Consider the following 23,061-nt stretch of genomic DNA (forward strand, 5'->3'; position numbering starts at 1 on the left):
TGACTCACTAAGGGGACCGGGCGGAGCGCTTTGGTCTAAAGCGAACTACCAGCCGATCGAAGCAAGGTACTCGCGGGAGTCCTTGATGCAATCGAGTGGATCACGGCCATAGGTCATGTCCTGCTCGATGAAGAAGTACTCCGCACCGGCTTCCTTCGCCGCAGGCATGAGGTCAGGCCAGTTCATGTTGCCCTGGCCAACCTCCGCGAACTCGACGATGTTCACGAACTTGTCGTAGCCTTCCTGCACGTTGCCGGAGCTCATCAAATCGATGGCCTCCTGTGGCAGCGACGTCACGCGGAAGTCCTTCACATGGATCAGCTTGCACACGCCCGAGTACTGCTTGAGCATGTCCAACGGCGCCATGCCACCGCGTTGCACCCAGTGCAGATCAACCTCGAAGTACAGGGCAGGAGCAACACGACGAACGATGTCGAAGATGCGCTCCTCCCCAAACTTGTGCAGGTCAATGTGGTGGTTGTGGTAGCACAGGGTGATGCCCTCGTCGGCAAGCCTCTCGGCATAAGGGTTAACCTCGCTGGCCCACGCCTCCACGGCCTCCTTGGACACCATGGCATCGAAGCTCATCATTCCGATGCGCACGAAGCGACAGTTCAATCGCTTACAGTCAGCAACGATCTTGTCGAAGTCAGAGTCCAGCGCGTCACCGGTAGCCGTCGGGCCCGAGCGCAACGCCACGGACAGGGCGCCGACCTCGATGCCTAACTCCTTGATGCCGCGCTCAAGGTCGGCCGTGTTCTTCTCATCCATCGGGATCTGGGAGACCTCCACGGATGCGATATCGAGCTCCTTGAGCTTCTCAAGGACGGCGAACATGCCTTCTTCGGCCACCTGGTCCTTGAGCATCATCATTTGTACGCCAATGCCAGCCATTATTTACGCTCCTCAAACTTGCCCTCGTCCTTGATGCGCTTGTTCAGCTCTTCAAGGTATTTCTCTTCGTCGAAGTCAACCAGGTCAACTTCTTCGCCCGTCCAAGACGACAGGTGGATACCGTTGGCAAGGCGCACGCCGTTGATGCCATCGGCGCCCGGCGCGAGGAGTTCTTCCTCACCGTTAACGGCCGCGGCGAAGTTGCGCAGAACCTCAACGTGCTGGCCGCCCCACACGGATTCGTATTCCTTCGTCTCGGTGGAAACGTACTGGTCCATGTCCATCTGGCCGGTGAACAGCTTGCGCACGGCCTCCATGTCCATGTTCTCGGAGAGGACTTCCTCGTTGTCGGTTAGGTGCGAGACGGTGACCTTCTTGGAATCGTCGACGACGATCTTGCCCTTGTCGCACAGGATCTCCAGGCGGTCGGTGCCGATCATGTCGTGCGTACAGGTGATGAACGTGCCTGTTGCGCCATCGGCGAAGGACACCAGCGCATTGACCTCGTCTTCAACAACGATGTCGCGCTTGAAGCCGTACTCTGCGCGCGCGAACACACGCTCAGGTGCGCCACAGATCCACTGCCACAGGTCCAACTGGTGCGGAGCCTGGTTGACGAGGACGCCGCCGCCCTCGCCGCCCCAGGTTGCGCGCCAATCGGACTGATCGTAGTAGCCCTGTGGACGCCACCAGTTGGTGATCAGCCAGGAGGTGTGGCGCAGCTTACCCAGCTCGCCAGAATCCAGGATCTCCTTGATGTCCTTGTACAGCTGGTTGGTGCGCTGGTTGAAGAACACACCGAACTTCAGCTCTGGCTTGGTCTTCGCGAAGTCGATCAGTTCGTTCGCCTGCTTGGTGTACACACCGACAGGCTTTTCGACGAGGGCGTGAACCCCGTTGTCGAGCGCGTAGATGCCCACCTCTGGGTGCAGGTAGTGCGGAACTGTGGTGACTACAGCGTCGACGTCACCGGAGGTGACCATCTCCTTGTAGTCCTCGTAGAAAGGCACGCCGTATTCGTCGGCCTGTTCCTTCTTCTCTGGCAGGATGTCGCAGATTGCGCCGATGGTCATGTTGTCGACGCGGCCCTCGTTGATGAACTGGGCGTACATGCTGCCCTGTGCACCTAGGCCAATGATGCCCAAACGTACATTCTTACTCATGTCTTACTCCTTTTCTTGTGACGATTGATAGATTGCCTTCGCGATACCCAGGGAGGACATCGCTTCGGCGGGACCGATCCAGAACGGTTCTGGATCGGCAAGTCTTTCGTAGAAATCTCGGATCAGCAGCTCGTGGCTCACGCCCCAGTAGCTCCTGCCCTCGGTCTCCTGCTTCCGCTCTTCATAGTGATCGACCTGCCCGTCCTTCCAGGTCACGGTCAGCCCATCGCGCAGTTCGACGAGGGCTTTCGCACAATCGATCTCGATCTCAACATGACGGTGGCGCGAGTTCGTCAGCGTTCCGTAGAAGCTGGTATGCACCCCGGACTCATGGCGGAGGTAGGCGTGGGCAGTATCCTCTGTGTCCACTACGTCGCCATACTTGTCCGTGGAGATCATGCCCTTGACCCCGGTAACTGGGCCCATGAACCACTGCAATAAGTCCAGCGTGTGGATCGCCTGGTTCATCAGCAGCCCGCCCCCGGCGCGCTCTTTCTGTCCGCGCCACGGTTTGGCTGTGTAGTAGCCCGGTGTGCGTGTCCACACCACCGACGCGTACACGCCATGAACGGTGCCTAGCGTGCCGGAATCCAACAGGCGACGCAGTTCCAACGACGAAACGTTATAGCGGTTCTGGTAACACACGCCGATCTTGGGCGCATCCGGATGCTCCTCCAGGTAGTCCAGCAGCTGGTAGGCGTATTCCGTCTCGTGCGCTAGTGGTTTTTCCAAGATCACGTTCACGCCGGCTTCAAGCGCCTCGATAGCTAGATCGATGTGCTGGTCATGCGGCGTAGTGATATGCAGGACATCGATTTCTTCCTTGTCCAGCATGCTGGTCAGCGATGGATAAGCGTTCGCTGTGGTCTTCGCAGAAATCAATTTGGCCGCGTCAAGGTGAGTGTCGGCCACTCCCACTAAAGAGATTCCTAGTTCTTCGCTCAGCGCCTCAATCGCTTCTACGTGTACGGTTGCGACGTCGCCGCAACCAACCAACGCAGCGTTCACCATAGTGGCCGCCTCCTAGTTGTACTGGGCGTTAACGTCGTCCAAAAGCTTCTTCAGCGCGTTATACGCGCTGGTCCACAGATCTGGACCACACAGGCCACCGAATTCGTCGAAGTCACCAAGGTGTGGCTCGATAGAGACGAAACCGTTGTAACCGCTCTTGTTCAGCTCAGCGATCAGCTCTGGGTACTGGCCATCGCCCTGGCCTGCAGGGGTGATGATGCCCAGTGGCTCATCTTCGGTGGGCACAGTTGCGTCCTTGACATGGACGTAGTCAACGTAGTCCTTCGCGATCGGCCACGCCTCGTCGAAAGGCTTGTAGCCGGTCTGAACGTAGTTCGCCGCATCATAAATGGAGCGGTAGTTTGGCGAATCGATCGTCGTGATCAGGTCCTTCACACGCTCTGGGGTATCTCCGTAGATCCCTTTCTCATTTTCGTGCAGCAGCGTGATGCCACCGGCCTCTGCCAGTTCCACCATCGCGCGCGTCCGCTTGATCACTTCGTCGCGGTACTGGTCGGCGTCTTCGCCTTCAGGAATGAAGAAGGAGAACATGCGGATGTACTTCGCACCGAAGAACTTCGCTACCTCGACACCGTGGCGGGCCCGCTCTAGGTGCTCGTCGAATGGATCGGTGATCTGAATCTTGCCTAGGTCCGAACCGACTGCGGAGAGTTTGATCCCCGCCGCATCGAGCTTCTCTTTCGCGGTGTCCAGCTGTTCCTGGCTGAGGTCCAAGACCTTCACGTCCCAGGCGCTGCGGAACTCGACATGCTTGATGTTGAGCTTCTTCAGCAGATCGATCTGTTCGTCGAGGTCATGGGCGATTTCATCGGCAAAACCGGTGATGGTGAACATGATTAGTCCTTTCCTTGTCGTCACGCTCGCACATTTTTATTGAGATTACTTATCTAGCGTACAGATCAAACTTTTTCGTGCCTGTAAATTTCCGTAAACTACCCCCGAAAGTTCACAGAAATATGCTGCAAGTGATCTATGCCTCAGAGTATAGATAATTTAAAACGCACGCCTAGGGAACCAAGTGGCCCCTTAAGCGTGCGTCGACGAGCGGATTCCTAGGTACTCAGGTCACGTCCCTGGATGCCCTTCGGAACGAAGAGCGCACCGATCAGCGAGATGAACGAAATCACCAGAATGTACACACCGATATAGATGGAATTTCCGGTCTCTTCCAGAATCATCGCGGCGATCATCGGCGCGAATGCGCCACCAATAATGGACCCCAGCGCATAGCCAATAGATAGACCAGACAGGCGGACCTGCGCCGGGAACATCTCTGCATACAGTGCCGGCTGCGGGCCATAGGTCACCCCCAGCAGGGCACCGAGGATGATGACGGCCATCCCGAACAGCATGACGTTGGCCGTGTCGATCAGGATCCACGTTGGGATCGCCCACACCATCATCAAGATATAGCCGATAATGAAGGTTTGCTTACGGCCGATCACATCGGAAACCTTGCCGGAGACGAGTGTGGAGATGATCCATGCGATTGCCGTCATCAGGGTCAACGCAAGGACGATCGGCCGGTCCATGCCCAAAACATTCGTGCCATAGGAAGCGAAGTAGGCGATCGCTAGATAGCCCGCCGCATTTACACCCGCGAAGATCAGGGCGCACAGTACGACGAGACCAGCGTGGTTCTTAAAAAGCGAGCCCAACGGAGCGGATGCTGTTTTCTTCATCTCCGTCATCTCTTCGAAGACTGGAGATTCCTCCACCAGACTACGAATCCAGAAGCCCAGTGCAATCAAAATGATGGATGACAGGAAAGGAATGCGCCAGCCAAAAGACTCAAACTGTTCTGGGGTCAGCGCCGTAGAAATCACCAACATAAACACAGTGGCCAGCGCCATGCCCGCCGGCACACCCACCTGCGGGTAAGCACCGAAGTAGCCGCGCTTGAGCACCGGTGCGTGCTCTACCGCGATGAGTGCGGCACCGCCCCATTCACCACCAGCGGACAAGCCCTGGAGGATACGCAGCAGTACCAAAATGATTGGCGCAGCGATTCCGATCGCAGCATAGTTAGGCAAAAACCCCATCAAGAAGGTCGCGCCGCCCATTCCCACCAAAGTGATCACAAGGACCGGCTTGCGGCCCAAACGATCACCCAAATGACCGGCGATGATGGCGCCCAACGGACGGAAAAGAAAGGACACGCCTAGGGATGCCCAGGAAATGATCTGGGCCAAACTGGGGTTGTCGTTTGTGGCCGGGTTGAAATACTGCGTGGCGAAAATCAGGCCGGCCGCCTGAGCATAGATGAAGAAGTCGAACCACTCGATGGTGGTGCCTACCATCGCGCCGCCGAGCACTCGCTTGTGTTCATTGGTCAGCGATTCTTTTTGGGTTGGCGGTTCAGGCGCGAGCCGCGTCGCGGCTGTGGGCTCTTGGTGGTCATGCGCGGAAGCATTGCTGGTCATCAGAGTCTCTTTTCTTGAGATCGGGCACTGATGTGCTTATTAATTTGGAAAGAAAACACCGCGACACCACCAGGTGAAGTAAATATATTGAATCGGTGGTGCGCGGAGCTACAGCGCTAGAAAGTGCGGGCTTTTACTTATCTTTCGGGCGGTTGTCGACGATGCGCTTCGCCTTACCTTCACCGGAATCGACGACATCTCGAACCTCAACATCGACGGTGATGCCGATACGGTCCTTAATCTGACGCTTCAGGGCTGCTTGAGACTTCTCAATTTCTTCGTCAGTCTTGTGCGGCGCGCGTTCTACCAACAGTGTGAGATGATCCATTCGACCCTTCTTCGTGAGCACACACTGGTAGCGCGGACGAAGGTTCTTATCCTCGACGATAAGTTCTTCGAACTGACTTGGGAAGCAGTTCACACCGCGCAGGATGATCATGTCGTCGTTACGTGCCGAAATGCGGTCGAGGCGACGCATCGCTCGTGCGGTGCCCGGAAGGAGCCTGGTCAGGTCATGAGTGCGGTAACGCACGACCGGGAAAGCTTCCTTGGTCAATGGGGTAATCACTAGCTCGCCAAACTCTCCGTCCGGGACCGGCTCCAGCGTGTCAGGGTCCAGGATCTCTGGGTAGAAGTGATCCTCCCAGATTGTCAGGCCGTCCTTGGTTTCGATGCATTCATGCGCCACCCCCGGCCCCATGACTTCAGACAGTCCGTAGATGTCAGTGGCATCGATTCCGAATCCTGCCTCAAGCTCATGGCGCATACCTTCAGACCATGGCTCAGAACCAAAAACACCGACGCGTAGCGATGTATCGCGAGGGTCTCGGCCTTCTTTACGCATCCGGTCGAGCACATTAAGCATGTATGACGGCGTACCCAAAATGGCATCCGGCTTGAAGTCTTCCATGATCTGCAGCTGACGCTCAGTCTGTCCGCCGGAGGTGGGAATGGCTGTCGCACCAAGCTTCTCGACACCGTAATGTGCACCCAAGCCGCCAGTGAACAGACCGTAGCCGAAGGTGACCTGCACCTTGTCGCCTGGACGCACGCCGCCCGCACGTAGGGAGCGCGCCATCAGCTCTGCCCAGATCTGAATATCGTTCTGGGTGTAAGCGACGACGGTGGGAAGTCCAGTGGTACCGGAAGATGCATGGACACGGGCGATCTGGTGCTGCCGTACCGCGAACATGCCAAACGGGTAATTGGCACGCAGGGTCGCCTTATCGGTAAAGGGGAAAAGAGCGATGTCCTTAAGTTCCTTGAAGTCATCTGGATGGACACCCTTCTCGTCGAAAGCTTGACGATAGTGCCGCACGTTGTAGTAGGCGTGGCGCAGAGAGTTGGCCATCCGCCGCGTCTGCAGATCAGTGATTTCATCACGGGAGGCGAACTCGATGTTCGTCGAGGGTCCGTGGTGGGTGGAAGTAATGTCATACAAAGAGGGCACTGTAGGTCTCCCATTTTCGGATCGAGCTATGTGAGCGATTCATCGACTTACCGACCATCCGGTCAGTAGGTTGTGAGCTACGCTACAGAGATTTCCGATGTGATGTCTACAACACACAAAAAGGTATGACGATAAATTCTTTTCCCACTACCCCCGCCTGCAAAAGCCGCAAAAACAAACCTTCACACCATCTAACTGCGGTTTCTCAATCCGACTGCAACAACAGTGAGGGTTTGTTGTGCAAGTTCCTCGGGGGTAAACCTTCCCTTTGGTTCATACCAATCAGCAATAGAGTTAACAGCACCAAAAATGATGCGACCCGCGAAACCTGGGTCGACGTCGCCTCGTACCCCACCCTCTTCTTGCGCAAGTTTTACCAGGTCAATCATGGCGCGCGTTAGCCCTCGACGCTTTTCCATCGCCTCCACCTCCGCCTCCGAATTACCTCGCAAACGCAGCAAAAGGGTGACTTCAGGCTGACGTTCGCACAAGACCTTTACCGACCCGGTAATCACATAACGCAACTGCTCGAGCGCGCCACCTGGCAGCTCTCGCGCCTCCGCCACGACCGCCCCCAGTGCCACAAGCGCTAGGTCCGTCGCCTCCTGCAAGATCTGTTCCTTCGAGTCGACATGGTGATAGATCGCCGACTTGGAAATGCCGAGCGTTTTCGCCAGAGCCCCCATAGATGTCGCCTCATAACCGTGCACATTGAACTCTTCGACGGCCGCAGCAATAACCTGCTGTCGAGAATATCCCGGGCGTCCGCGCTGCGAACCCGCCCCACCGTTAGTCATAAATAAATACCTCCTGGTCGCTCGGTAAATCTACCTGCCCCCTCTACCGTTGCGCGAAAAAGTGATGCAGGACACAGAGTTTCGGTAAGCTCAGACATTCAGAGCGACCCCCCGACACCGAAAGGACCCCACTACAGATGACCACACCCTCCCACTCCCCCTTCGCCGAGGACCTTGAATTTGGCCCCGGCCTGGAATTTGTCGAAGCTATGTACAACCAGGACCACTCCCTCACGACTTTGGGCATCACCATCACGGGTATCAAGCCAGGATTCACCGAAGGCACCATGACGGTGACCGAAGAACTGTGCAACGGACACAACACGATCCAAGGCGGATTCCTATTTACGTTCGCAGATGCCCTTTTTGCAGGCGCATGCAACTCGTCAGCAGGCGCGACCACCGTTGCCTCCCAGGTCAATATCCACTTCATCGCCCCCGCTTACGTTGGCGACGAGCTGCGCGGAGTAGCGAACGAACGGCGCAGCTACGGCCGCAACGGAATCACCGACGTGACCATTTACCGTGGCGACGAGGTCATTGCCGAGTTCCGTGGCACCTCTCGCACCGTGGGAAAACCGACCAAGTAGACCCCAGCCCGAACCCGCATTCCAACATTTGACCCACCCCCAACTACCCCCACATTTCATGTGACCTATTCGAGTTTCATTGACCTAGATCACATTCCACTCATAAACTGACCGAACGATCGGTTATTAAATCCGAATTCCGAGGAGGATCACCATGACACCCGCTCAACTCAGTTCCGTAAAAGACGATGACGTTGCAGGACAGCAGCGTTTCGACGAAATAATCGAGGCAGATTCCCGTATCGAACCAACCGACTGGATGCCAGAGGCTTACCGCAAGACCCTGACTCGTCAGGTCTCTCAGCACGCGCACTCCGAGATCATCGGCATGCAGCCAGAAGCTAACTGGATCACCCGCGCACCGTCGCTGAAGCGTAAAGCGATCCTGATTGCCAAGGTCCAAGACGAAGCCGGTCACGGTCTCTACCTCTACTCCGCTGCAGAAACGCTTGGCACTTCCCGCGACGAGCTCGTGGACCAGTTGCTCTCCGGCAAGGCCAAGTACTCCTCTATCTTCAACTACCCAGCGCGCACCTGGGCAGACATTGGCGCTATCGGCTGGTTGGTCGACGGCGCTGCCATCTGTAACCAGGTCCCCTTGTGCCGTGCTTCCTACGCACCGTATGCCCGCGCCATGGTGCGTATCTGTAAGGAAGAGTCCTTCCATCAGCGTCAAGGCTGGGAAATCCTGTATGAACTCTCCCACGGCACCGAGGAGCAGAAGCAGATGGCACAGGAAGCGATCAACCGCTTCTACGGACCCGCACTCCAGATGTTCGGCCCACCAGACGCCGACTCCCCGAACTCCAAGCAGTCTATGGCATGGAATATCAAGCGTTTTTCCAACGATGAACTTCGTCAGCGCTTTGTCGACATGATCGTCCCACAGGTCGAAGCCCTGGGACTGTCCTTCGATGACCCAGACCTCAAGTGGAACGAAGAGCGTGGCCACTATGACTACGGCGAGCTTGACTGGGATGAGTTCAAGGGCGTCATCAAGGGCCATGGTCCACTGAATTCGCAGCGCCTCAAGCGTCGTCGTGAAGCGTTCGACAACGGTGCATGGGTCCGCGAAGCCGCCGCGGCATATGCGAAGAAGAACCACGACGTCGATTCCAAGCTCATCGTCTAATCCCCACACGACACGAAGGAAAAACAATGTCCGATTCAAACAACTGGCCTCAATACGAGGTTTTCGTCCGCTCCAACCGTGGCCTCTCCCATGTCCACGCAGGTTCCCTGCACGCCCCGGATGCCACGATGGCTCTGCGCAACGCACGTGACCTCTATACCCGCCGCAACGAAGGTACTTCGGTATGGGTTGTCCCATCGGGGGCCATCGCATCCTCGGACCCTGATTCCAAGGGCGGCTTCTTTGAATCTTCCAACGGCAAGGCTTACCGCCACGCCACCTACTTCGAGAAGTCGGAAGGGGTGCCACACCTGTGAGCTTCGCAACGAACGACTCAGCAACCAAGCAGTCTCAGGGGGACGCGATTACCCCGGAGGATGTGGTCGCAGGTGGCGTTATCGCTCCTGAGAACACAGCAGAGTACGCCACCATGCTTGGCGACGATGCCCTCATGCTCGCCCAGCGCTTGAGCTGGTGGGTCTCCCGCGCACCCGAGATGGAAGAGGATATTGCTCTAGCCAATATTGCTCTCGACCTCATCGGCCACACCCGCTTCCTCTACTCCTACGCAGGAACTGCTTGTGGCAAAACCGAAGATGACCTCGCATACTTCCGCGATGAGGAGGAGTTCCGCTCTGCTGCAATCACCGAGCAAGAAAATGGCGACTTTGGTCAAACCATCGCACGCCAGCTAATCGTCAGCTACTACATGTTCGGCTTGTACACCGCACTGGAGAAGTCCGCTGACGAGACCCTCGCTGCCATTGCGGCGAAGGCTGTCAAGGAGCTGGAGTACCACGTGGACCACGCCAACCAGTGGATGTTGCGCCTTGGCCAGGGCACTGAAGAGTCTCACCGTCGCATCACCGACGGGATCCACTACATGTGGCCGTACGTCGACGAACTCTTCGAGGACTTGCCAATCCACACCGAGCTTGCCGGCGAAGGCGTAGCGGTGTTGCCGTCGACCCTGCGCGATGAGTTCGACACTCGAATCGAAGCCGTGCTCGAGGCAGCGGGCGTGGATAAGCCCGAAGTGCCACAGGCCGTCAGTGGCCAGCGTACCGGCTGTTACTCCGAGTACCGCGGCTTCATCTTGGCTGAGATGCAGTCTCTCGCCCGCCAACATCCAGGCGTGACCTGGTAATACACCCCTTAGGAGGATCATGATGGCTGAAGTCAACCTAGACCACCCGCTCCGCCCAACCGATGAGCGTGAGCGCCGCGTGTGGGATATTGCTGCGCAAGTTCCAGACCCCGAAATTCCCGTGATCTCGATTGCGGACCTGGGCATTCTCCGCAATGTCTATTTCGAGGAAGACACCGCAGTCATCACGATCACTCCCACTTATTCGGGCTGCCCCGCAATGGACACGATCACGTCGGACGTTTCGGATGCACTTCGCGACTCCAACGTGGAAGATTTCCGAGTGGACCTCGTCCTCAATCCCGCTTGGACCACGGACTGGATCACCGACCATGGTCGCGACAAACTGCGCGGCTATGGGATCGCTCCCCCGCAGGGCCTAGCTGAACGCTCTTCGGGCCCAGTATTGCTCAAACTTGAGGCACCCAAGCCTATTACTTGCCCCCATTGTGGCTCTTCCAACACCGCCCAGATCGCGCGTTTTGGTTCTACCGCCTGCAAGGCGCTGTACAACTGCAAGAGCTGCTTCGAACCTTTCGATTACTTCAAGGTGCACTGATGACCACCCCCGCAAAGAAAAAAGCAAAGTTTAACACCCTGTCTGTTTCCCGAGTTCGTCAGCTTACGGACAATTCCGTGGAAGTTAGCTTCGATGTACCGGAAGAACTGCAACAAGATTACGACTACATTCCTGGCCAGTACGTGGCGCTGCGCGCCACCATCGATGGCGAAGAACTACGTCGTTCGTACTCCATTTGCGATATCCCGAACAAGGGCACCATCCGCGTTGGCATCAAGAAGGACCTCGGTGGCAAGTTCTCCACCTGGGCCAATGAAGAACTCCAGCCAGGCGACACGATGGATGTGATGAACCCACAGGGCGCATTCACCTCCAAGATTCACGTCACCAGCCTGAACGACGCGAAAGAACTTGTAGATAAGGATCTCTCAAAGGTCGAATCCCCACATTTGGTCGCGATCGCAGCAGGCTCTGGCATCACCCCGATCATGGCGATCGCCACCGCCGTACTGGACGCTATCCCAGACGCAAAGTTCCAGCTAGTTTACTCCAACAAGGGTGGTGGCGATGTAATGTTCGCCGACAAGATCGGCGACCTTAAGGATAAATACCCAGCTCGTTTCGCGGTACACCACGTGCTTACCCGCGAGCAACGCGTCAACCCTCTTTTCTCCGGGCGCATCGATGACGAGAAGCTAAAGACGCTTCTCGAAGAAGTCATCCGCCCCGAGACCGTCGATGAGTGGTTCCTCTGCGGTCCATTCGAACTTGTCCAGCTATGCCGCGACACCTTGAAGGATCGTGGCGTCGATGACAAGAACGTTCGCTACGAGTTGTTTACCACTGGTGATCCTAAGAACGAGCCAGGCGGTAACAAGGGCCGTGCCGTGGTTGCGGATCCTTCCGGCAACAACATCGACATCCAATTCCAGCTCGATGGCCTATCTGGGTCTGTGGAATCTCCAGTCTCAGCAAAAGAAACCGTTCTCAACGCCGCACTGCGTGTGCGTCCCGACGTTCCATTCGCTTGCGCAGGTGGCGTGTGTGGTACCTGCCGCGCCAAGGTTGTCGAAGGTGAGTACGAGATGGACGAGAACTACGCGCTCGAGGCTGACGAGGTTGAGGCTGGTTACATATTGACCTGCCAGACCCGCCCTACCGGTAAGTCAATCACTGTCGATTACGACGCATAAAGGAGCCCCCATGATTGATCTTCATATCCACGATGTTGCTGAGGGCGCGAAATACGCAGAGGTCGTGCTCAATGATCCAGCAACGCTCAATGCCATCGCGGAACCGGACTTGCTAGAAATCTCCGAGGCCTACTCCGAGGCGGAAAAAGCTGGCGTGCGCGCCTTGCTGTTGCGTGGCGAGGGCAAGGGATTTTGCTCCGGGCGCAATATCAAGGGCTTAGATCCGGCCGAGGATGATGCCACTGATTACCTTGCCAACAAGGTCACCCCGGTACTTAAGCAAATGAGCCAGTTCCCTGCCCCTACCTTTGCGGCCATCCACGGCGCATGCTTAGGTGTCGGTTTGGGCTTGGCGATCGCCACCGACATTGTGTACGTGGCAGATCGTTCCAAGTTTGGTTCCCCCTTTGCCAACCTCGGCGCAACGTTAGATTCCGGCGGCCACGCCTTATTCGTTGAACGCTTAGGTGCACACCGCGCAATGGACCTGATCGTCACTGGCGAACTGATCAGTGGCGAAGAAGCGGTAGCTGCCGGATTGTTCTCGCGAGTCATAGCCGCAGATGAATTGCTGGACTTCACCCGCGAAAAGGTTGAACGTGCAGCCCAGGGCGCCACCCAGGCCTTTTTGACCAGCCGCAATCTTGTGCATGACATCCGCGATAACGGTACGGGACTGTGGGCTTCCGTCGAGGAAGAAAACAAGGAGCAGGGCCGTCTTTGCTCGTCTGCTGATTACGCCGAGGGTTTTGCCGCCTTCAACGAAAAACGATCCCCAAATTTCACTGGCCGCTAGGAGGGACCACAACAATGACTAACGCATATCTCGTATCTGGAAAGCGAACCCCCGTCGGCCGTTACGGTGGCGCTTTGTCATCGGTCCGACCCGATGACCTGGCTGCGCTAACCATCAAGACTGTTGTCGAGGAAGCCGGAATCGATCCATCGCTTGTCGACGAAGTAATCTTCGGCAACGCCAATGGCGCCGGTGAGGAAAACCGCAACGTCGCCCGGATGGCATGGTTGTTAGCCGGTTTCCCCGATACTGTTCCCGGTATCACCGTCAACCGACTGTGCGCTTCCGGTATGTCAGCCATCGCTCTTGCGACGGCAATGATTGAGTCTGGACAAGCCGACATCATCGTTGCTGGCGGTGTGGAGTCGATGTCTCGTGCGCCGTGGGTCGTCGAAAAGCCAACGAAGGCATTTGCAAAACCGGGCGAGGCTTTTGACACGTCGATCGGCTGGCGTTTCGTTAACCCAATCTTCCAAGCACAGGAGAAGACCACTTTCTCGATGCCAGAAACTGCCGAGGAAGTCGCACGTGTGAAGAACGTTTCAAGGGAAGATGCTGACGCATTTGCCGTCCGGTCGCAGGAGCGTGCGCTAAAGGCCATTCAGGATGGTCGCTTTAAATCGGAAATCGTGCCCGTAGAGGTTAAGGACCGCAAGGGCAACGTGACTATCGTCGACACCGATGAGGGTCCACGCGAAGGCACCACTGTGGAAGTGTTGGCGAAGTTGCGCCCCGTCGTCAAGGACGGTGAGGTTGTCACTGCCGGCAACGCCTCGTCGCTTAACGACGGTGCGTCTGCAATCATCGTGGCCAGCGAAGAGGCAGTAGAAAAATATGGCCTCCAGGCTCGCGCCAAAGTTGTTGCTAACGCTGCTTCTGGGCTGGAACCAGAGATCATGGGAATGGGTCCTGTCCCAGCAACTCGCAAGGTTCTGGAGCGCACCGGCTGGTCCATCGATGATCTTGATGCGGTGGAGCTCAACGAAGCCTTCGCCACCCAGTCTCTCGCGTGCATGCGTGAACTCGGTATGGAAGAAGACAAGGTGAACAGTTGGGGCGGGGCTATCGCATTGGGCCACCCGCTGGGCTCATCAGGTTCCCGTATCACGATCACTTTGCTCAACCGCCTAGAGCAGGAAGGCGGCGCCCGCGGTATGGCCACCATGTGTGTGGGCGTAGGCCAAGGCACCGCTATCGCAATTGAGAGGGTCTAGATGACACTGGAGAATAATTTCACCGCCCTGAGCTTACGCGAAGACGAGGACCTGCTCACCATCGAGCTTTCCCGCCCCCAAGTACGCAACGCCATCGACCAGATCATGGTCGACGAGCTGCACGAGGTCTGCGCGTACCTAGAAGAAAATCCCAAGACTGCCATCATCATCGGCACAGACGGCGTATTCGCCTCCGGTGCCGACATCAGCCAGCTGAAGGAGCGTCGTCGTGCCGATGCCCTGCGGGGGATCAACAATACGATCTTCCACCGCATTTCTCAGCTGCCCATGCCAGTCATCGCGGCTGTGGATGGCTACGCCCTAGGCGGCGGGTTGGAATTAGCCTTGGCTGCGGATTTTCGCGTGGCCACAGAGCGAGCCAAGTTCGGCCAGCCAGAAGCCAACCTAGGCATCCTTGCCGCGGCGGGTGGTACGTGGCGCCTCAAGGCTGCTGTGGGTGAGCCGCTGGCCAAAGAAATTTTGCTTGCTGGCCGCATCATCGACGGCACAGAGGCCACGCAATATCAGCTGGTCTCCGGACTTTCCACCCCAGAATCACTTTACGACGAAGCGTTAGACCTTGCCGCTCGCATCGGCAAGCTTGATCCCCTGGCTGTTCGCATCACCAAAAGCGTCATGAGTATGCCCGAATCGGCGCATCCGCAGGTGGATAACCTTGCCCAGGCCATTCTGTTTGAGTCAGATGCGAAATTCGAACGCATGCAGGCATTCCTTGACCGCAAAAAGAACAAGTAAGGAAATTTTTGATGAGTATTCCCAGCAAAGTAGGCGTTCTCGGTGGCGGTCGCATGGGCGGAGGTATCGCCCACGCATTCTTGCTGGCTGGCGCTGAGGTCACCGTCGTTGATATTAACGACGATGCCGTAGCCGCCGCCGAGGCCCGTATCACCAAGGACATCGATGGGTCGATCAACCGTGGAGTCATCGAGGGCACGACCGAACAGTGGTCGGAGAAGCTGCACTTCTCCACCGACCACGCGGCTTTCGCCGGCCACAGCCTTGTCGTGGAGGCTGTCCCAGAGTCTTTCGAGCTGAAGACAGATGCCTTTGCCAAGATCGCGGCAAACGTTCCCGAGGCGGTTATCGCGACCAACACCTCGTCGTTAAGCGTCTCTGATTTAGCAGCCACCGTTGACAATGACGTGATCGGTCTACACTTTTTCAACCCGGTCCCAGCGTCCAAGCTCGTGGAAATCGTGGTGGCTGAGTCGACTCCGGAATCGCTTGTCGACGAGGCCCGCGGCTGGGTCGAATCCATCAAGAAAACGCCGATCGTGGTGAAGGATTCTCCAGGTTTCGCGTCCTCGCGCTTGGGCGTGGTTATCGCACTTGAAGCCATCCGCATGGTGGAGGAAGGCGTAGCCAGCCCTGAGGACATCGATAATGCGATGGTGCTAGGTTATAAGTTCCCTATCGGTCCGCTGGCGCTTACCGATATCGTGGGGCTGGACGTTCGTCTAGGGATCGCGGAATATCTCGAGTCCACCCTCGGCGCCGTATTCACCCCCCCACAGTTGATGCGCGACATGGTCGAACGTGGCGAACTCGGACGCAAATCTGGGAAGGGGTTCTACGATTACTCGGAGTCCGCGCGTTAATCGGTTCGCGGGTTCACGATCGCGTTCGTGATGCGCGCCGTGCACAGCCGCTTCCCTGCGTCGTCCGTGAGGATGACCTCGTGGCTGGTCAAGGTGCGCCCCAACTTAATAGCGGTGGCCGTCGCAGTCGCGTAACCCTCGCGTCCCGACGAATGATGGGTGGCATTGATGTCCACCCCCACTGCGACTTTGCCCATCGAGGAAGCGTGAATCACCGCGGCCCAACTACCCACCGCTTCAGCGATGGCAACCATCGCGCCACCGTGAAGCAAACCTAAGGACTGCCGATTTCCATCGATTGGAATCCGAGCAACAACCTTTTCGGCTGATTGCTCGAGAACTTCCACCCCCATTTTCTCGTCCAGTTCCCCGAGTGTGATTGTCCAGATCTCATGCTCGTTCATTTTGTGCAGTTTACACAACCTCTACACACGAAGTGTGATCTTCGTTATACTGGCCCAAAATACCTACCGTCCGGTCGGTCATGAAATAAGAAACACAGCTCACAACCCGAAAGGCACCTCATCAATGACTCTTGTACAGAGCTTTCTGCAAGGTAAGTGGATCACCCCGGAGAACCCAAGCCGCGTCAACGAAGTTGCAGATTCTTCTACCGGCGAGATCGTAGCCCAGGTGTCCACCGACGGCCTCGATTTCAAGGGAGCCGTTGAATACGGTCGCACCGTCGGCCAGAAGAATTTGAAGGCGCTGACCATCCATGAACGCGCGCTGAAGGTCAAAGAACTCGCGCTCTACCTCAATGAGCACAAAGAAGTTCTCTATGAATTAGCCAATAAGGCCGGCGCGAACAAGCGCGATAACTTCGTCGATATTGACGGGGGCATTTCTACCTTGTTTACCTTCTCCTCGAAGGGCCGCCGCGAGATGCCAAACTCCAATGTTGTTGTCGACGGCCCTCCCGAAATCCTCTCCAAGGATGCCTCTTTCCAAGGCCAGCATATTTACACCGCATTGACTGGAGTGGCCATCCAGATTAACGCTTTCAACTTCCCAGTGTGGGGCATGCTGGAAAAGTTCGCTCCGTCGTTCATTGCTGGCATGCCGACGATCGTGAAGCCCGCCACCCCCACCGGCTACATCACCGCCGAGTTGGTTCGTCTCATGGTCGAGTCCGGCATCCTGCCCGAGGGTTCCCTGCAGTTGATCTCCGGTTCTGCCGGCGACCTGCTCGATCATCTGGATTACAACGACCACGTCGCCTTTACTGGCTCCGCCTGGACTGCCGATAAGCTGCGCAACTCTGAGTCCGTGCGCAACAATGGGGTGCGCTTCTCTGCAGAGGCAGACTCTCTTAACGCTGCTATCTTGGGCCCCGACGCAACTCCCGACACTCCTGAGTTCGAGGCATATGTCAAGTTGCTGTTCGCTGAGCAGACTTCCAAGGCAGGCCAGAAATGTACCGCTGTGCGCCGCGCGATCGTTCCGAACGACTTAACAGACGATGTGGCACAGGCGTTGAAGAAGCGTTTGGACGACAAAGTCGTCGTCGGCGATCCCCGTGATGCCAACTCCACCATGGGTCCACTGGTATCTGCCGAACAGGCGCAGGATGTGAAGGAGGCCGTCGAAACGCTTATCGCTGATGGTGGCGAAGTGGTCACCGGCGACATCGACAACATCGACGGCGCGTTCTTCCCTCCTACAGTTCTTCAGTTCGAAGATGCGCGCACCGAGCGCGTTCATGACACCGAGGCCTTCGGCCCCGTCGTATCCATCATCGGATACTCGGATATCGACGACGCCATCGAGCTGGCTGCATTGGGCAAGGGTTCCCTTGTCGCGTCTGTAGCCACCAACGACCCAGAGACTACTCGCAAGTTCGCGGAGGGAATCGCTGCCCACCACGGCCGACTTCACTTCATCGACCGTGAGGACGCGAAGACCTCTACAGGCCACGGTTCGCCGCTGCCCCACCTAGTTCACGGTGGTCCAGGCCGTGCTGGCGGCGGCGAGGAGCTCGGCGGTGTGCGTGGTATCAAGCACTACATGCAGCGCACCGCAATCCAGGGCTCACCGAATCACCTCACCGCCATCACTGGCGAATGGCACACCGGCGCCAAGGTCCAGCGCGTCACACGCGAAGATGTCGAGAACGGTGCCCAGCACCCATTCCAAAAGGATCTGGCGACGTTGAAGATCGGTGACCAATTCGCCTCCCCGCTGCGCAAGGTGAACCTGGAAGACATTCTTGACTTCGCTAAAGAAACCGGCGACACCTTCTACGCCCACGTGGACGAGGAAGCAGCGATGAAGAACCCATTCTTCCCACGACGCGTAGCACACGGCTACCTGCTGGTGTCTTGGGCTGCAGGTTTGTTCGTCGAAGGCCGACCAGGCCCAGTTCTGGCGAACTACGGCCTTGAGAACCTGCGCTTCGTCCAGCCTGTCACCTACGATGACTCCATCCGTGTTGAGCTAACAGCGAAGCGGATTACTCCACGCGTGACCGACGAATACGGAGAGGTTGCATGGGACACCGTCTTGTACAACCAGAACGATGAAATCGTCGCGGTCTACGACGTGCTCACCCTGGTCGAAAAGGTCTCCACCACCTACGCCTAATCAGCGCACAAACCCTTCACCAACTCGCCAAGTCTTGGCTACCGCCAAGTGCACTGGCGAGTTGTCTTCTTCCACGTCCCGCACCCGGTAGTACTCCATGTCCACTTCGTCGGGGCGCACACGCGCGATCGAGTAGCCGTGCGCATCGAAGTCGAGGTGCTTGACCCAGGGGTTCGCATCCGTGATGACCTTCTCAACCGCATGCGAGGTGGAGTTGTCTTCCCGGTGGTAGATGCCGGTGTGCGTGGTAAGGATTTCGTCGACATTCGGTGCGCTTATCGACGTACAGACCATCTCACATCCCACATTGACCGCGCCGTGGTTGATCTCGTTGGCCCATTCGGAGTGAATGTCGCCGGTGAGAAAGAGGACGTTGGCGCCGTCGCTAAGCAGGACGTCGAGAAGCCTATTGCGGTCGGCGACGTAGCCGTCCCACTGGTCCGAATTCACCGCGATGCCGGTGGAGCGTTGACTGATCCACGTCATCGCCTCCTGTGTCTCGGGCGTACCGATGGTAAACAGCTTCATCGGCGCCATCATCACCGAGTTGGCAAGCACATTCCACTGCGCACTGGAGGTGGCCACCTGTCCGCGCAGCCATTCGAACTGTTCTTGCCCGAGCATGGTGCGCGCCCCGTCGGCGAAGTGAGCGATCGTGGTTTCTTGATCACGGTAGGTGCGCAGGTCGAGCACGGTGAGGTCAATAAGGTTGCCAAAGCGCAGGCTGCGATAAATGTGCCCGCCTTCGCCTGGGCTGGTCGCGCGGACGGGCAGCCATTCGAAATAGGCTTGCATCGCCGCGTTTCGACGACTGATCCAGTCCCCCTCGACTCCCTCTGTATGGTTCTCTGCGCCTTCACGCCAGGAGTTGTTGGCGGTTTCGTGGTCGTCCCACACCACGATCCACGGCGCCGCCGCGTGTGCTGCTTGCAGGTGCTCATCGGTGCGGTAGCGGCCGTAACGGATGCGGTAATCCTCCAGAGTTAGGATTTCCCACTCCGGGTGGTGCATGCGCGCCACACCCTTTTTGCCTGCATATTCTCCGGTTGCGTACTCGTAGATATAGTCGCCAAGGAACGTGACCACGTCGATCTCCCCGGCACGGGCGCGCGCTGCCATGTCTGCGTAGGCGGAGAAGAAACCAGATTCATAGTTGGCGCACGACGCCACGGCAATGTTGAGCTGCGCCACGTCCGCCTCAAATGCGGGCGCGGTTTTTGTCCGCCCCACCGGAGAGGTTTCGCCGAGCGCACTGAAGCGATAGAAGTAGACGGTGCTCGGTTCCAGGCCATAAGGATCCACGTGCACGGTATGGTCGTGCGCCGCTGAGGCAGTCACCGTCCCCGATTTCACCATGGACCCCATCGCCTCATCCCGCGCGATTTCCCAAGTGACCTGCACGTCCTCTCCCAGTGTGGAGCCGGGCAGGGCATCGTCGTTAAGCGTGACCCTGGTCCACAGGATCACAGAATTCGGCAGCGGATCTCCGGAAGCAACACCGTGGCGGAACACGTTGCCGGCGCTTGCCGACGACGCCTGCGCCTGTGTCGGTGCTGCTGTGATTGCCGCGACTGAAAGAGCGGAGCCTGCAAGGAATGTGCGACGAGGAAAAGACATAAGTCTATCCTTACCCGCACTTACAGATTTCTCAGCCCACGCAACGCGGAGTTCGGCAAAGCTTAACTAGGAGTTCTTCGGGCATTTACTTGATCGTGTTTATATCACGAATGTTCACCCCGTGTCAGCAAAGGACTACTCAATGCTTCACACCCGTGTCGTCGCCTCAGTGACTTCTATCGTACTCGCAACTACCCTGATTTCCACCCCAAACGTATATGCGCAGTCAACCTCTGTGCGTGATCTTGTCATGGGCGTGGGTGCAGATGACACCTCCCTCAATTTCAGCTGGGTCACCCTGGAGGCTGGGCAGCAGTACCTCCGCATCGCCGAAACCGATAACCCCGACTCCAGCCGCGATATCCCGGTGGAGAAGCAGATCTATAACGCTGCCGTTTATCATTCCAACGAGGTCACCGTCGATGGCCTAAAGCCGGCAACCAGCTACACCTACCAGGCGGGTAGTGATGCCCTCGGCTGGACCGAGCCCGTCGAGTTCACCACCGACGATGGCGACGATGCCTGGAACTTCATCACCATGTCGGATGCCCAGATCGGCGTGGATGGCATCATCAGCGAGCAAGCAGCGAACTGGGACAAGGCCACTGTCACCGCGTTCGAGCGGTTTCCGGATTCCACGATGCTCCTCCACCTGGGCGACCAAGTCGAAGGCTGGGGCCTGCCGGTGAAACAGTATGAAGAATTTGCAAAGCCTACCGCTTTGAAGCGCTACCCCACCGCTGTTTTGGAAGGTAACCACGAAACCTATGCGCCGCTGAGCCATTTCCACCAGCGTTTCCACCTGCCCAACGAAGTTGGTGAAAGTTCCAATTACTTCTTTGAGCGCAACAACATGCTGTTCATTGGTTTGAACTCGAACGAAAACGATGCGGCGTCCATTGAAAAGCACGCGCGTTTCATCCGCGCGACCATCGCAGAACACGGCGCGGATAAGGATTGGATTGTCGTCGGCATGCACCACGCGGTCTATTCGCAGGGCAGCCATAATTCAGATGCCGAGGTCCAGCGTCTGCGCGACGGTCTGGCGCCCGTGTTCACCAAAGAGGGTGTTGACCTGGTTCTAGCGGGCCATGACCATATCTACACCCGCTCCCACCTGATGGAGGGGACCAGCCCGGTCGAACCCGAGAAGCTCCCCGAGCGCGGCGATGCCCTCACCCCAAGTAACGGGCAGGTCCTCTACGTGACGGTCACTACAGCCGGTGGCGGAAAGTATTATGACTTCCACGATTCCTCTGGGACCGCACGCCCCAACCTGCGCCGCGAGTTCGTCGCAGGCACCGACGACGAGTTGCCCGCCACTGCCTACTGGCGCCAGGACTACACCCCCGACTACACCAACGTGCAGGTCACCCCAGAGACACTGACGCTGACCACGTATAACGTGAACACCCCGTATGTCGTGGACAAGGTCACGCTTTCCAAGGAGCAGGCGCCTGTCGAGGAGCCGACTGAGCCTAGCGAACCGGCCGAGCCTAACGAGCCAACTGAACCCGCCAAGCCAGTGCAGCCCGCAGCCTCTGGCAGCATTGCAGGCTCCTCGGACGGCGGGGCGATCGCGCTTACGGTTGCCGGGATTGTTGCGGTGCTTGCCGCGGTCGGTGGTTTTGCTTTGCAGTCCGGCATGTTCGACGCAGTGCTCGATCAGCTCGGGATCCGCCGGTAGTTTCTGCCTGCATTGCAGGCGTCCTGCGGTTTTAGTGGGCCTGCCGGGTGCCCAGTAGGTTCACACCCGCGACGATGATCAGCACCGCCGCGGCAACCCCGAAGCCGTACCACGGCGCCACGTTGAACAGGGGCAGGAACAGCACAGGGGTGGCAGAATTTCCGAAAAACCGGAAAGCCTGGACCGTTGATAGCATCCGCGAGCCGCCCGGCGCGCGCAGCACAAGCAAGTTCACGCCCACCTGCACGGCTTGAGCTGCAAGGACGGTCACGCCCCACAGCACGGCCAACAGCACCAGCGAGGGGCTGATCACCACCGCTATCAGCGACACGGCAGCAACCAAGAGCCCGGTCACGAGGACGGGGCGCGCACCGACGCGATCGGCAAGACCACCAACAAAGCGTGAAAACGCGAAGGCGGTGAGCCCGCCAACCATCACGATGGCGCCGCGCGTCACTGCGTCTGCCTCGAACCTTTCGCCCACATAAAGCGCCACGATGAAGCTCATCCCAATGACCGAAGCACCTACGGCGAATAAAGTCAGCATGGCACGAAGATGGGGCCAGCTCACGCGCTGTTTGGTGCCGGAAGCGTTGGGTTCATCGTCGGCACGCACGAACGGCACACGCACGACGACGATCAGTACCGCGAACAGGCCGAGGACCACGAACATCAACCGCCACGACACAAGGGATGTCACGCCAGCGAGCAGCGGCGCGGAAAACAGTCCAAAGGATTGCATGGCGGCGTACGTTCCGAGCGCCTGGCCCAGCCGCTCGTCGGGAGTGATGTCGCGCAGGATGAGCTGTAGGAAGGGGGCGGTGAACGCGTTGCACAGTCCTGCGATCAGGTAGGCCACGACGAATAGCCACCACACTGGGGTGAGCACGAGGACTACACAGGCTGCGGCGATGATCGTGTAGGCGACGCGCACCACGACCGACGGAGAGATGCCGCGGGCGAGGTGGGTGGAAAAGAGCATCATCACCGCGAAGGGCAGCATATAAGCTGTCATCGTCAGCGATGCCTGCGTTAGCGTAATGCCAAAATCGGCCGCGAATTCGGGCAGCACCACCGCCAGCGATTGGCCGGCAAAAGGTCCAAGAAATCCGCCGACCATGATGCAGGCGTAACGCAGCTTGTCCATGCATGCGATTCTAAACGGAAATTGTTGCCAGGCTTGAAACGTTAAGGGTGTGCGCTG

General features: G+C 57.7%; 22 protein-coding genes. 12 read left to right on the forward strand and 10 right to left on the reverse strand.

The annotated features are described in order from the left end of the window. Positions 1-45: 45 nt before the first annotated feature. From ACHFGA_RS01040 to ACHFGA_RS01070, 7 genes are all read right to left on the reverse strand, one after another. Complete coding sequence (locus ACHFGA_RS01040; RefSeq protein ID WP_394280625.1) at positions 46-894, reverse strand: sugar phosphate isomerase/epimerase family protein; 849 nt, start codon at positions 892-894, stop codon at positions 46-48. Then, entirely contained in the window at positions 894-2,057 is a 1,164-nt protein-coding gene (locus ACHFGA_RS01045; RefSeq protein ID WP_394280626.1) for a Gfo/Idh/MocA family protein, read from the reverse strand. The genes ACHFGA_RS01040 and ACHFGA_RS01045 overlap by 1 nt, the downstream gene beginning before the upstream one ends. Before the next feature lie 3 nt (positions 2,058-2,060). After that, complete coding sequence (locus ACHFGA_RS01050; protein WP_394280627.1) at positions 2,061-3,068, reverse strand: Gfo/Idh/MocA family protein; 1,008 nt, start codon at positions 3,066-3,068, stop codon at positions 2,061-2,063. A 12-nt stretch (positions 3,069-3,080) separates the two neighbouring features. Next, positions 3,081-3,923 carry a sugar phosphate isomerase/epimerase family protein gene (locus ACHFGA_RS01055; RefSeq protein WP_394280628.1) on the reverse strand — a complete coding sequence of 281 codons (843 nt, stop codon included), beginning with the start codon at positions 3,921-3,923 and terminating at the stop codon, positions 3,081-3,083. 218 nt (positions 3,924-4,141) lie between these two features. Next, entirely contained in the window at positions 4,142-5,512 is a 1,371-nt protein-coding gene (locus ACHFGA_RS01060) for an MFS transporter (protein WP_394280629.1), read from the reverse strand. 133 nt (positions 5,513-5,645) lie between these two features. Further along, positions 5,646-6,962, reverse strand: a complete 1,317-nt coding sequence (locus ACHFGA_RS01065; protein ID WP_394280630.1) for an AMP-binding protein — start codon at positions 6,960-6,962, stop codon at positions 5,646-5,648. A gap of 191 nt (positions 6,963-7,153) precedes the next feature. Then, on the reverse strand, positions 7,154-7,759 hold the full coding sequence (locus tag ACHFGA_RS01070) for a TetR/AcrR family transcriptional regulator (protein ID WP_394280631.1): 606 nt from the start codon (positions 7,757-7,759) through the stop codon (positions 7,154-7,156). Positions 7,760-7,896: 137 nt separating this feature from the next. Between ACHFGA_RS01070 and paaI the strand changes: the two genes are divergently transcribed. From paaI to ACHFGA_RS01120, 10 genes are all read left to right on the forward strand, one after another. Then, a complete protein-coding gene (gene paaI, locus ACHFGA_RS01075) occupies positions 7,897-8,349 on the forward strand; it encodes a hydroxyphenylacetyl-CoA thioesterase PaaI (RefSeq protein ID WP_394280632.1) in 453 nt (150 codons plus the stop codon). 154 nt (positions 8,350-8,503) lie between these two features. Then, a complete protein-coding gene (gene paaA, locus ACHFGA_RS01080) occupies positions 8,504-9,481 on the forward strand; it encodes a 1,2-phenylacetyl-CoA epoxidase subunit PaaA (RefSeq protein ID WP_018581372.1) in 978 nt (325 codons plus the stop codon). 26 nt (positions 9,482-9,507) lie between these two features. Further along, the gene (gene paaB, locus ACHFGA_RS01085; RefSeq protein WP_394280633.1) at positions 9,508-9,798 is read left to right on the forward strand and encodes a 1,2-phenylacetyl-CoA epoxidase subunit PaaB; all 291 of its coding nucleotides are present in this window, start codon (positions 9,508-9,510) and stop codon (positions 9,796-9,798) included. Next, the gene (paaC, locus tag ACHFGA_RS01090; protein WP_394280634.1) at positions 9,795-10,628 is read left to right on the forward strand and encodes a 1,2-phenylacetyl-CoA epoxidase subunit PaaC; all 834 of its coding nucleotides are present in this window, start codon (positions 9,795-9,797) and stop codon (positions 10,626-10,628) included. The genes paaB and paaC overlap by 4 nt, the downstream gene beginning before the upstream one ends. Before the next feature lie 19 nt (positions 10,629-10,647). After that, positions 10,648-11,187: a 1,2-phenylacetyl-CoA epoxidase subunit PaaD gene (gene paaD, locus ACHFGA_RS01095; protein ID WP_394280635.1), complete on the forward strand. Its 540-nt coding sequence runs from the start codon at positions 10,648-10,650 to the stop codon at positions 11,185-11,187. Further along, the gene (paaE, locus tag ACHFGA_RS01100; protein ID WP_394280636.1) at positions 11,187-12,341 is read left to right on the forward strand and encodes a 1,2-phenylacetyl-CoA epoxidase subunit PaaE; all 1,155 of its coding nucleotides are present in this window, start codon (positions 11,187-11,189) and stop codon (positions 12,339-12,341) included. Before paaD ends, paaE begins: the two co-directional genes overlap by 1 nt. A gap of 10 nt (positions 12,342-12,351) precedes the next feature. Continuing rightward, positions 12,352-13,137, forward strand: a complete 786-nt coding sequence (locus ACHFGA_RS01105; protein ID WP_018581367.1) for an enoyl-CoA hydratase/isomerase family protein — start codon at positions 12,352-12,354, stop codon at positions 13,135-13,137. Positions 13,138-13,151: 14 nt separating this feature from the next. Next, positions 13,152-14,351, forward strand: a complete 1,200-nt coding sequence (locus tag ACHFGA_RS01110; RefSeq protein ID WP_394280637.1) for an acetyl-CoA C-acyltransferase — start codon at positions 13,152-13,154, stop codon at positions 14,349-14,351. Further along, positions 14,352-15,107 carry an enoyl-CoA hydratase/isomerase family protein gene (locus tag ACHFGA_RS01115; RefSeq protein ID WP_394280638.1) on the forward strand — a complete coding sequence of 252 codons (756 nt, stop codon included), beginning with the start codon at positions 14,352-14,354 and terminating at the stop codon, positions 15,105-15,107. It abuts the gene before it with no gap. Between the two features lie 11 nt (positions 15,108-15,118). Continuing rightward, a complete protein-coding gene (locus tag ACHFGA_RS01120; protein WP_394280639.1) occupies positions 15,119-15,970 on the forward strand; it encodes a 3-hydroxyacyl-CoA dehydrogenase family protein in 852 nt (283 codons plus the stop codon). Here ACHFGA_RS01120 and ACHFGA_RS01125 read toward each other — a convergent pair. After that, a complete protein-coding gene (locus tag ACHFGA_RS01125; protein WP_394280640.1) occupies positions 15,967-16,374 on the reverse strand; it encodes a PaaI family thioesterase in 408 nt (135 codons plus the stop codon). The genes ACHFGA_RS01120 and ACHFGA_RS01125 overlap by 4 nt on opposite strands. Before the next feature lie 124 nt (positions 16,375-16,498). Here ACHFGA_RS01125 and paaZ point away from each other — a divergent pair, with 124 nt between their 5' ends. Further along, complete coding sequence (paaZ, locus tag ACHFGA_RS01130) at positions 16,499-18,553, forward strand: phenylacetic acid degradation bifunctional protein PaaZ (protein WP_394280641.1); 2,055 nt, start codon at positions 16,499-16,501, stop codon at positions 18,551-18,553. Here paaZ and ACHFGA_RS01135 read toward each other — a convergent pair whose 3' ends face one another. Beyond that, entirely contained in the window at positions 18,554-20,170 is a 1,617-nt protein-coding gene (locus ACHFGA_RS01135; protein ID WP_394280642.1) for an alkaline phosphatase D family protein, read from the reverse strand. A 142-nt stretch (positions 20,171-20,312) separates the two neighbouring features. Here ACHFGA_RS01135 and ACHFGA_RS01140 point away from each other — a divergent pair, with 142 nt between their 5' ends. Beyond that, positions 20,313-21,857, forward strand: coding sequence for a metallophosphoesterase (locus ACHFGA_RS01140; protein WP_394280643.1), 1,545 nt, complete (start codon positions 20,313-20,315; stop codon positions 21,855-21,857). A gap of 31 nt (positions 21,858-21,888) precedes the next feature. On the opposite strand, the gene ACHFGA_RS01145 is transcribed toward ACHFGA_RS01140, so the two are convergent. Continuing rightward, complete coding sequence (locus ACHFGA_RS01145; RefSeq protein ID WP_394280644.1) at positions 21,889-23,004, reverse strand: MFS transporter; 1,116 nt, start codon at positions 23,002-23,004, stop codon at positions 21,889-21,891. Positions 23,005-23,061: the final 57 nt, after the last annotated feature.

It is taken from the genome of Corynebacterium sp. (genome assembly GCF_043426755.1).
Lineage (GTDB): Bacteria > Actinomycetota > Actinomycetes > Mycobacteriales > Mycobacteriaceae > Corynebacterium.

What these genes read in the sequence shown, in the direction of transcription:
- ACHFGA_RS01055 (WP_394280628.1), bottom strand. Translation starts at nt 3,923, where the DNA reads ATGTTCACCATCACCGGTTTTGCCGATGAAATCGCCCATGACCTCGAC.
- ACHFGA_RS01060 (WP_394280629.1), bottom strand. Translation starts at nt 5,512, where the DNA reads ATGACCAGCAATGCTTCCGCGCATGACCACCAAGAGCCCACAGCCGCG.
- paaZ (WP_394280641.1), top strand. Translation starts at nt 16,499, where the DNA reads ATGACTCTTGTACAGAGCTTTCTGCAAGGTAAGTGGATCACCCCGGAG.
- ACHFGA_RS01125 (WP_394280640.1), bottom strand. Translation starts at nt 16,374, where the DNA reads ATGAACGAGCATGAGATCTGGACAATCACACTCGGGGAACTGGACGAG.
- ACHFGA_RS01040 (WP_394280625.1), bottom strand. Translation starts at nt 894, where the DNA reads ATGGCTGGCATTGGCGTACAAATGATGATGCTCAAGGACCAGGTGGCC.
- ACHFGA_RS01110 (WP_394280637.1), top strand. Translation starts at nt 13,152, where the DNA reads ATGACTAACGCATATCTCGTATCTGGAAAGCGAACCCCCGTCGGCCGT.
- ACHFGA_RS01135 (WP_394280642.1), bottom strand. Translation starts at nt 20,170, where the DNA reads ATGTCTTTTCCTCGTCGCACATTCCTTGCAGGCTCCGCTCTTTCAGTC.
- paaA (WP_018581372.1), top strand. Translation starts at nt 8,504, where the DNA reads ATGACACCCGCTCAACTCAGTTCCGTAAAAGACGATGACGTTGCAGGA.
- ACHFGA_RS01045 (WP_394280626.1), bottom strand. Translation starts at nt 2,057, where the DNA reads ATGAGTAAGAATGTACGTTTGGGCATCATTGGCCTAGGTGCACAGGGC.
- paaE (WP_394280636.1), top strand. Translation starts at nt 11,187, where the DNA reads ATGACCACCCCCGCAAAGAAAAAAGCAAAGTTTAACACCCTGTCTGTT.
- paaI (WP_394280632.1), top strand. Translation starts at nt 7,897, where the DNA reads ATGACCACACCCTCCCACTCCCCCTTCGCCGAGGACCTTGAATTTGGC.
- ACHFGA_RS01115 (WP_394280638.1), top strand. Translation starts at nt 14,352, where the DNA reads ATGACACTGGAGAATAATTTCACCGCCCTGAGCTTACGCGAAGACGAG.
- paaB (WP_394280633.1), top strand. Translation starts at nt 9,508, where the DNA reads ATGTCCGATTCAAACAACTGGCCTCAATACGAGGTTTTCGTCCGCTCC.
- ACHFGA_RS01070 (WP_394280631.1), bottom strand. Translation starts at nt 7,759, where the DNA reads ATGACTAACGGTGGGGCGGGTTCGCAGCGCGGACGCCCGGGATATTCT.
- ACHFGA_RS01120 (WP_394280639.1), top strand. Translation starts at nt 15,119, where the DNA reads ATGAGTATTCCCAGCAAAGTAGGCGTTCTCGGTGGCGGTCGCATGGGC.
- ACHFGA_RS01140 (WP_394280643.1), top strand. Translation starts at nt 20,313, where the DNA reads ATGCTTCACACCCGTGTCGTCGCCTCAGTGACTTCTATCGTACTCGCA.
- paaD (WP_394280635.1), top strand. Translation starts at nt 10,648, where the DNA reads ATGATGGCTGAAGTCAACCTAGACCACCCGCTCCGCCCAACCGATGAG.
- ACHFGA_RS01145 (WP_394280644.1), bottom strand. Translation starts at nt 23,004, where the DNA reads ATGGACAAGCTGCGTTACGCCTGCATCATGGTCGGCGGATTTCTTGGA.
- ACHFGA_RS01050 (WP_394280627.1), bottom strand. Translation starts at nt 3,068, where the DNA reads ATGGTGAACGCTGCGTTGGTTGGTTGCGGCGACGTCGCAACCGTACAC.
- ACHFGA_RS01105 (WP_018581367.1), top strand. Translation starts at nt 12,352, where the DNA reads ATGATTGATCTTCATATCCACGATGTTGCTGAGGGCGCGAAATACGCA.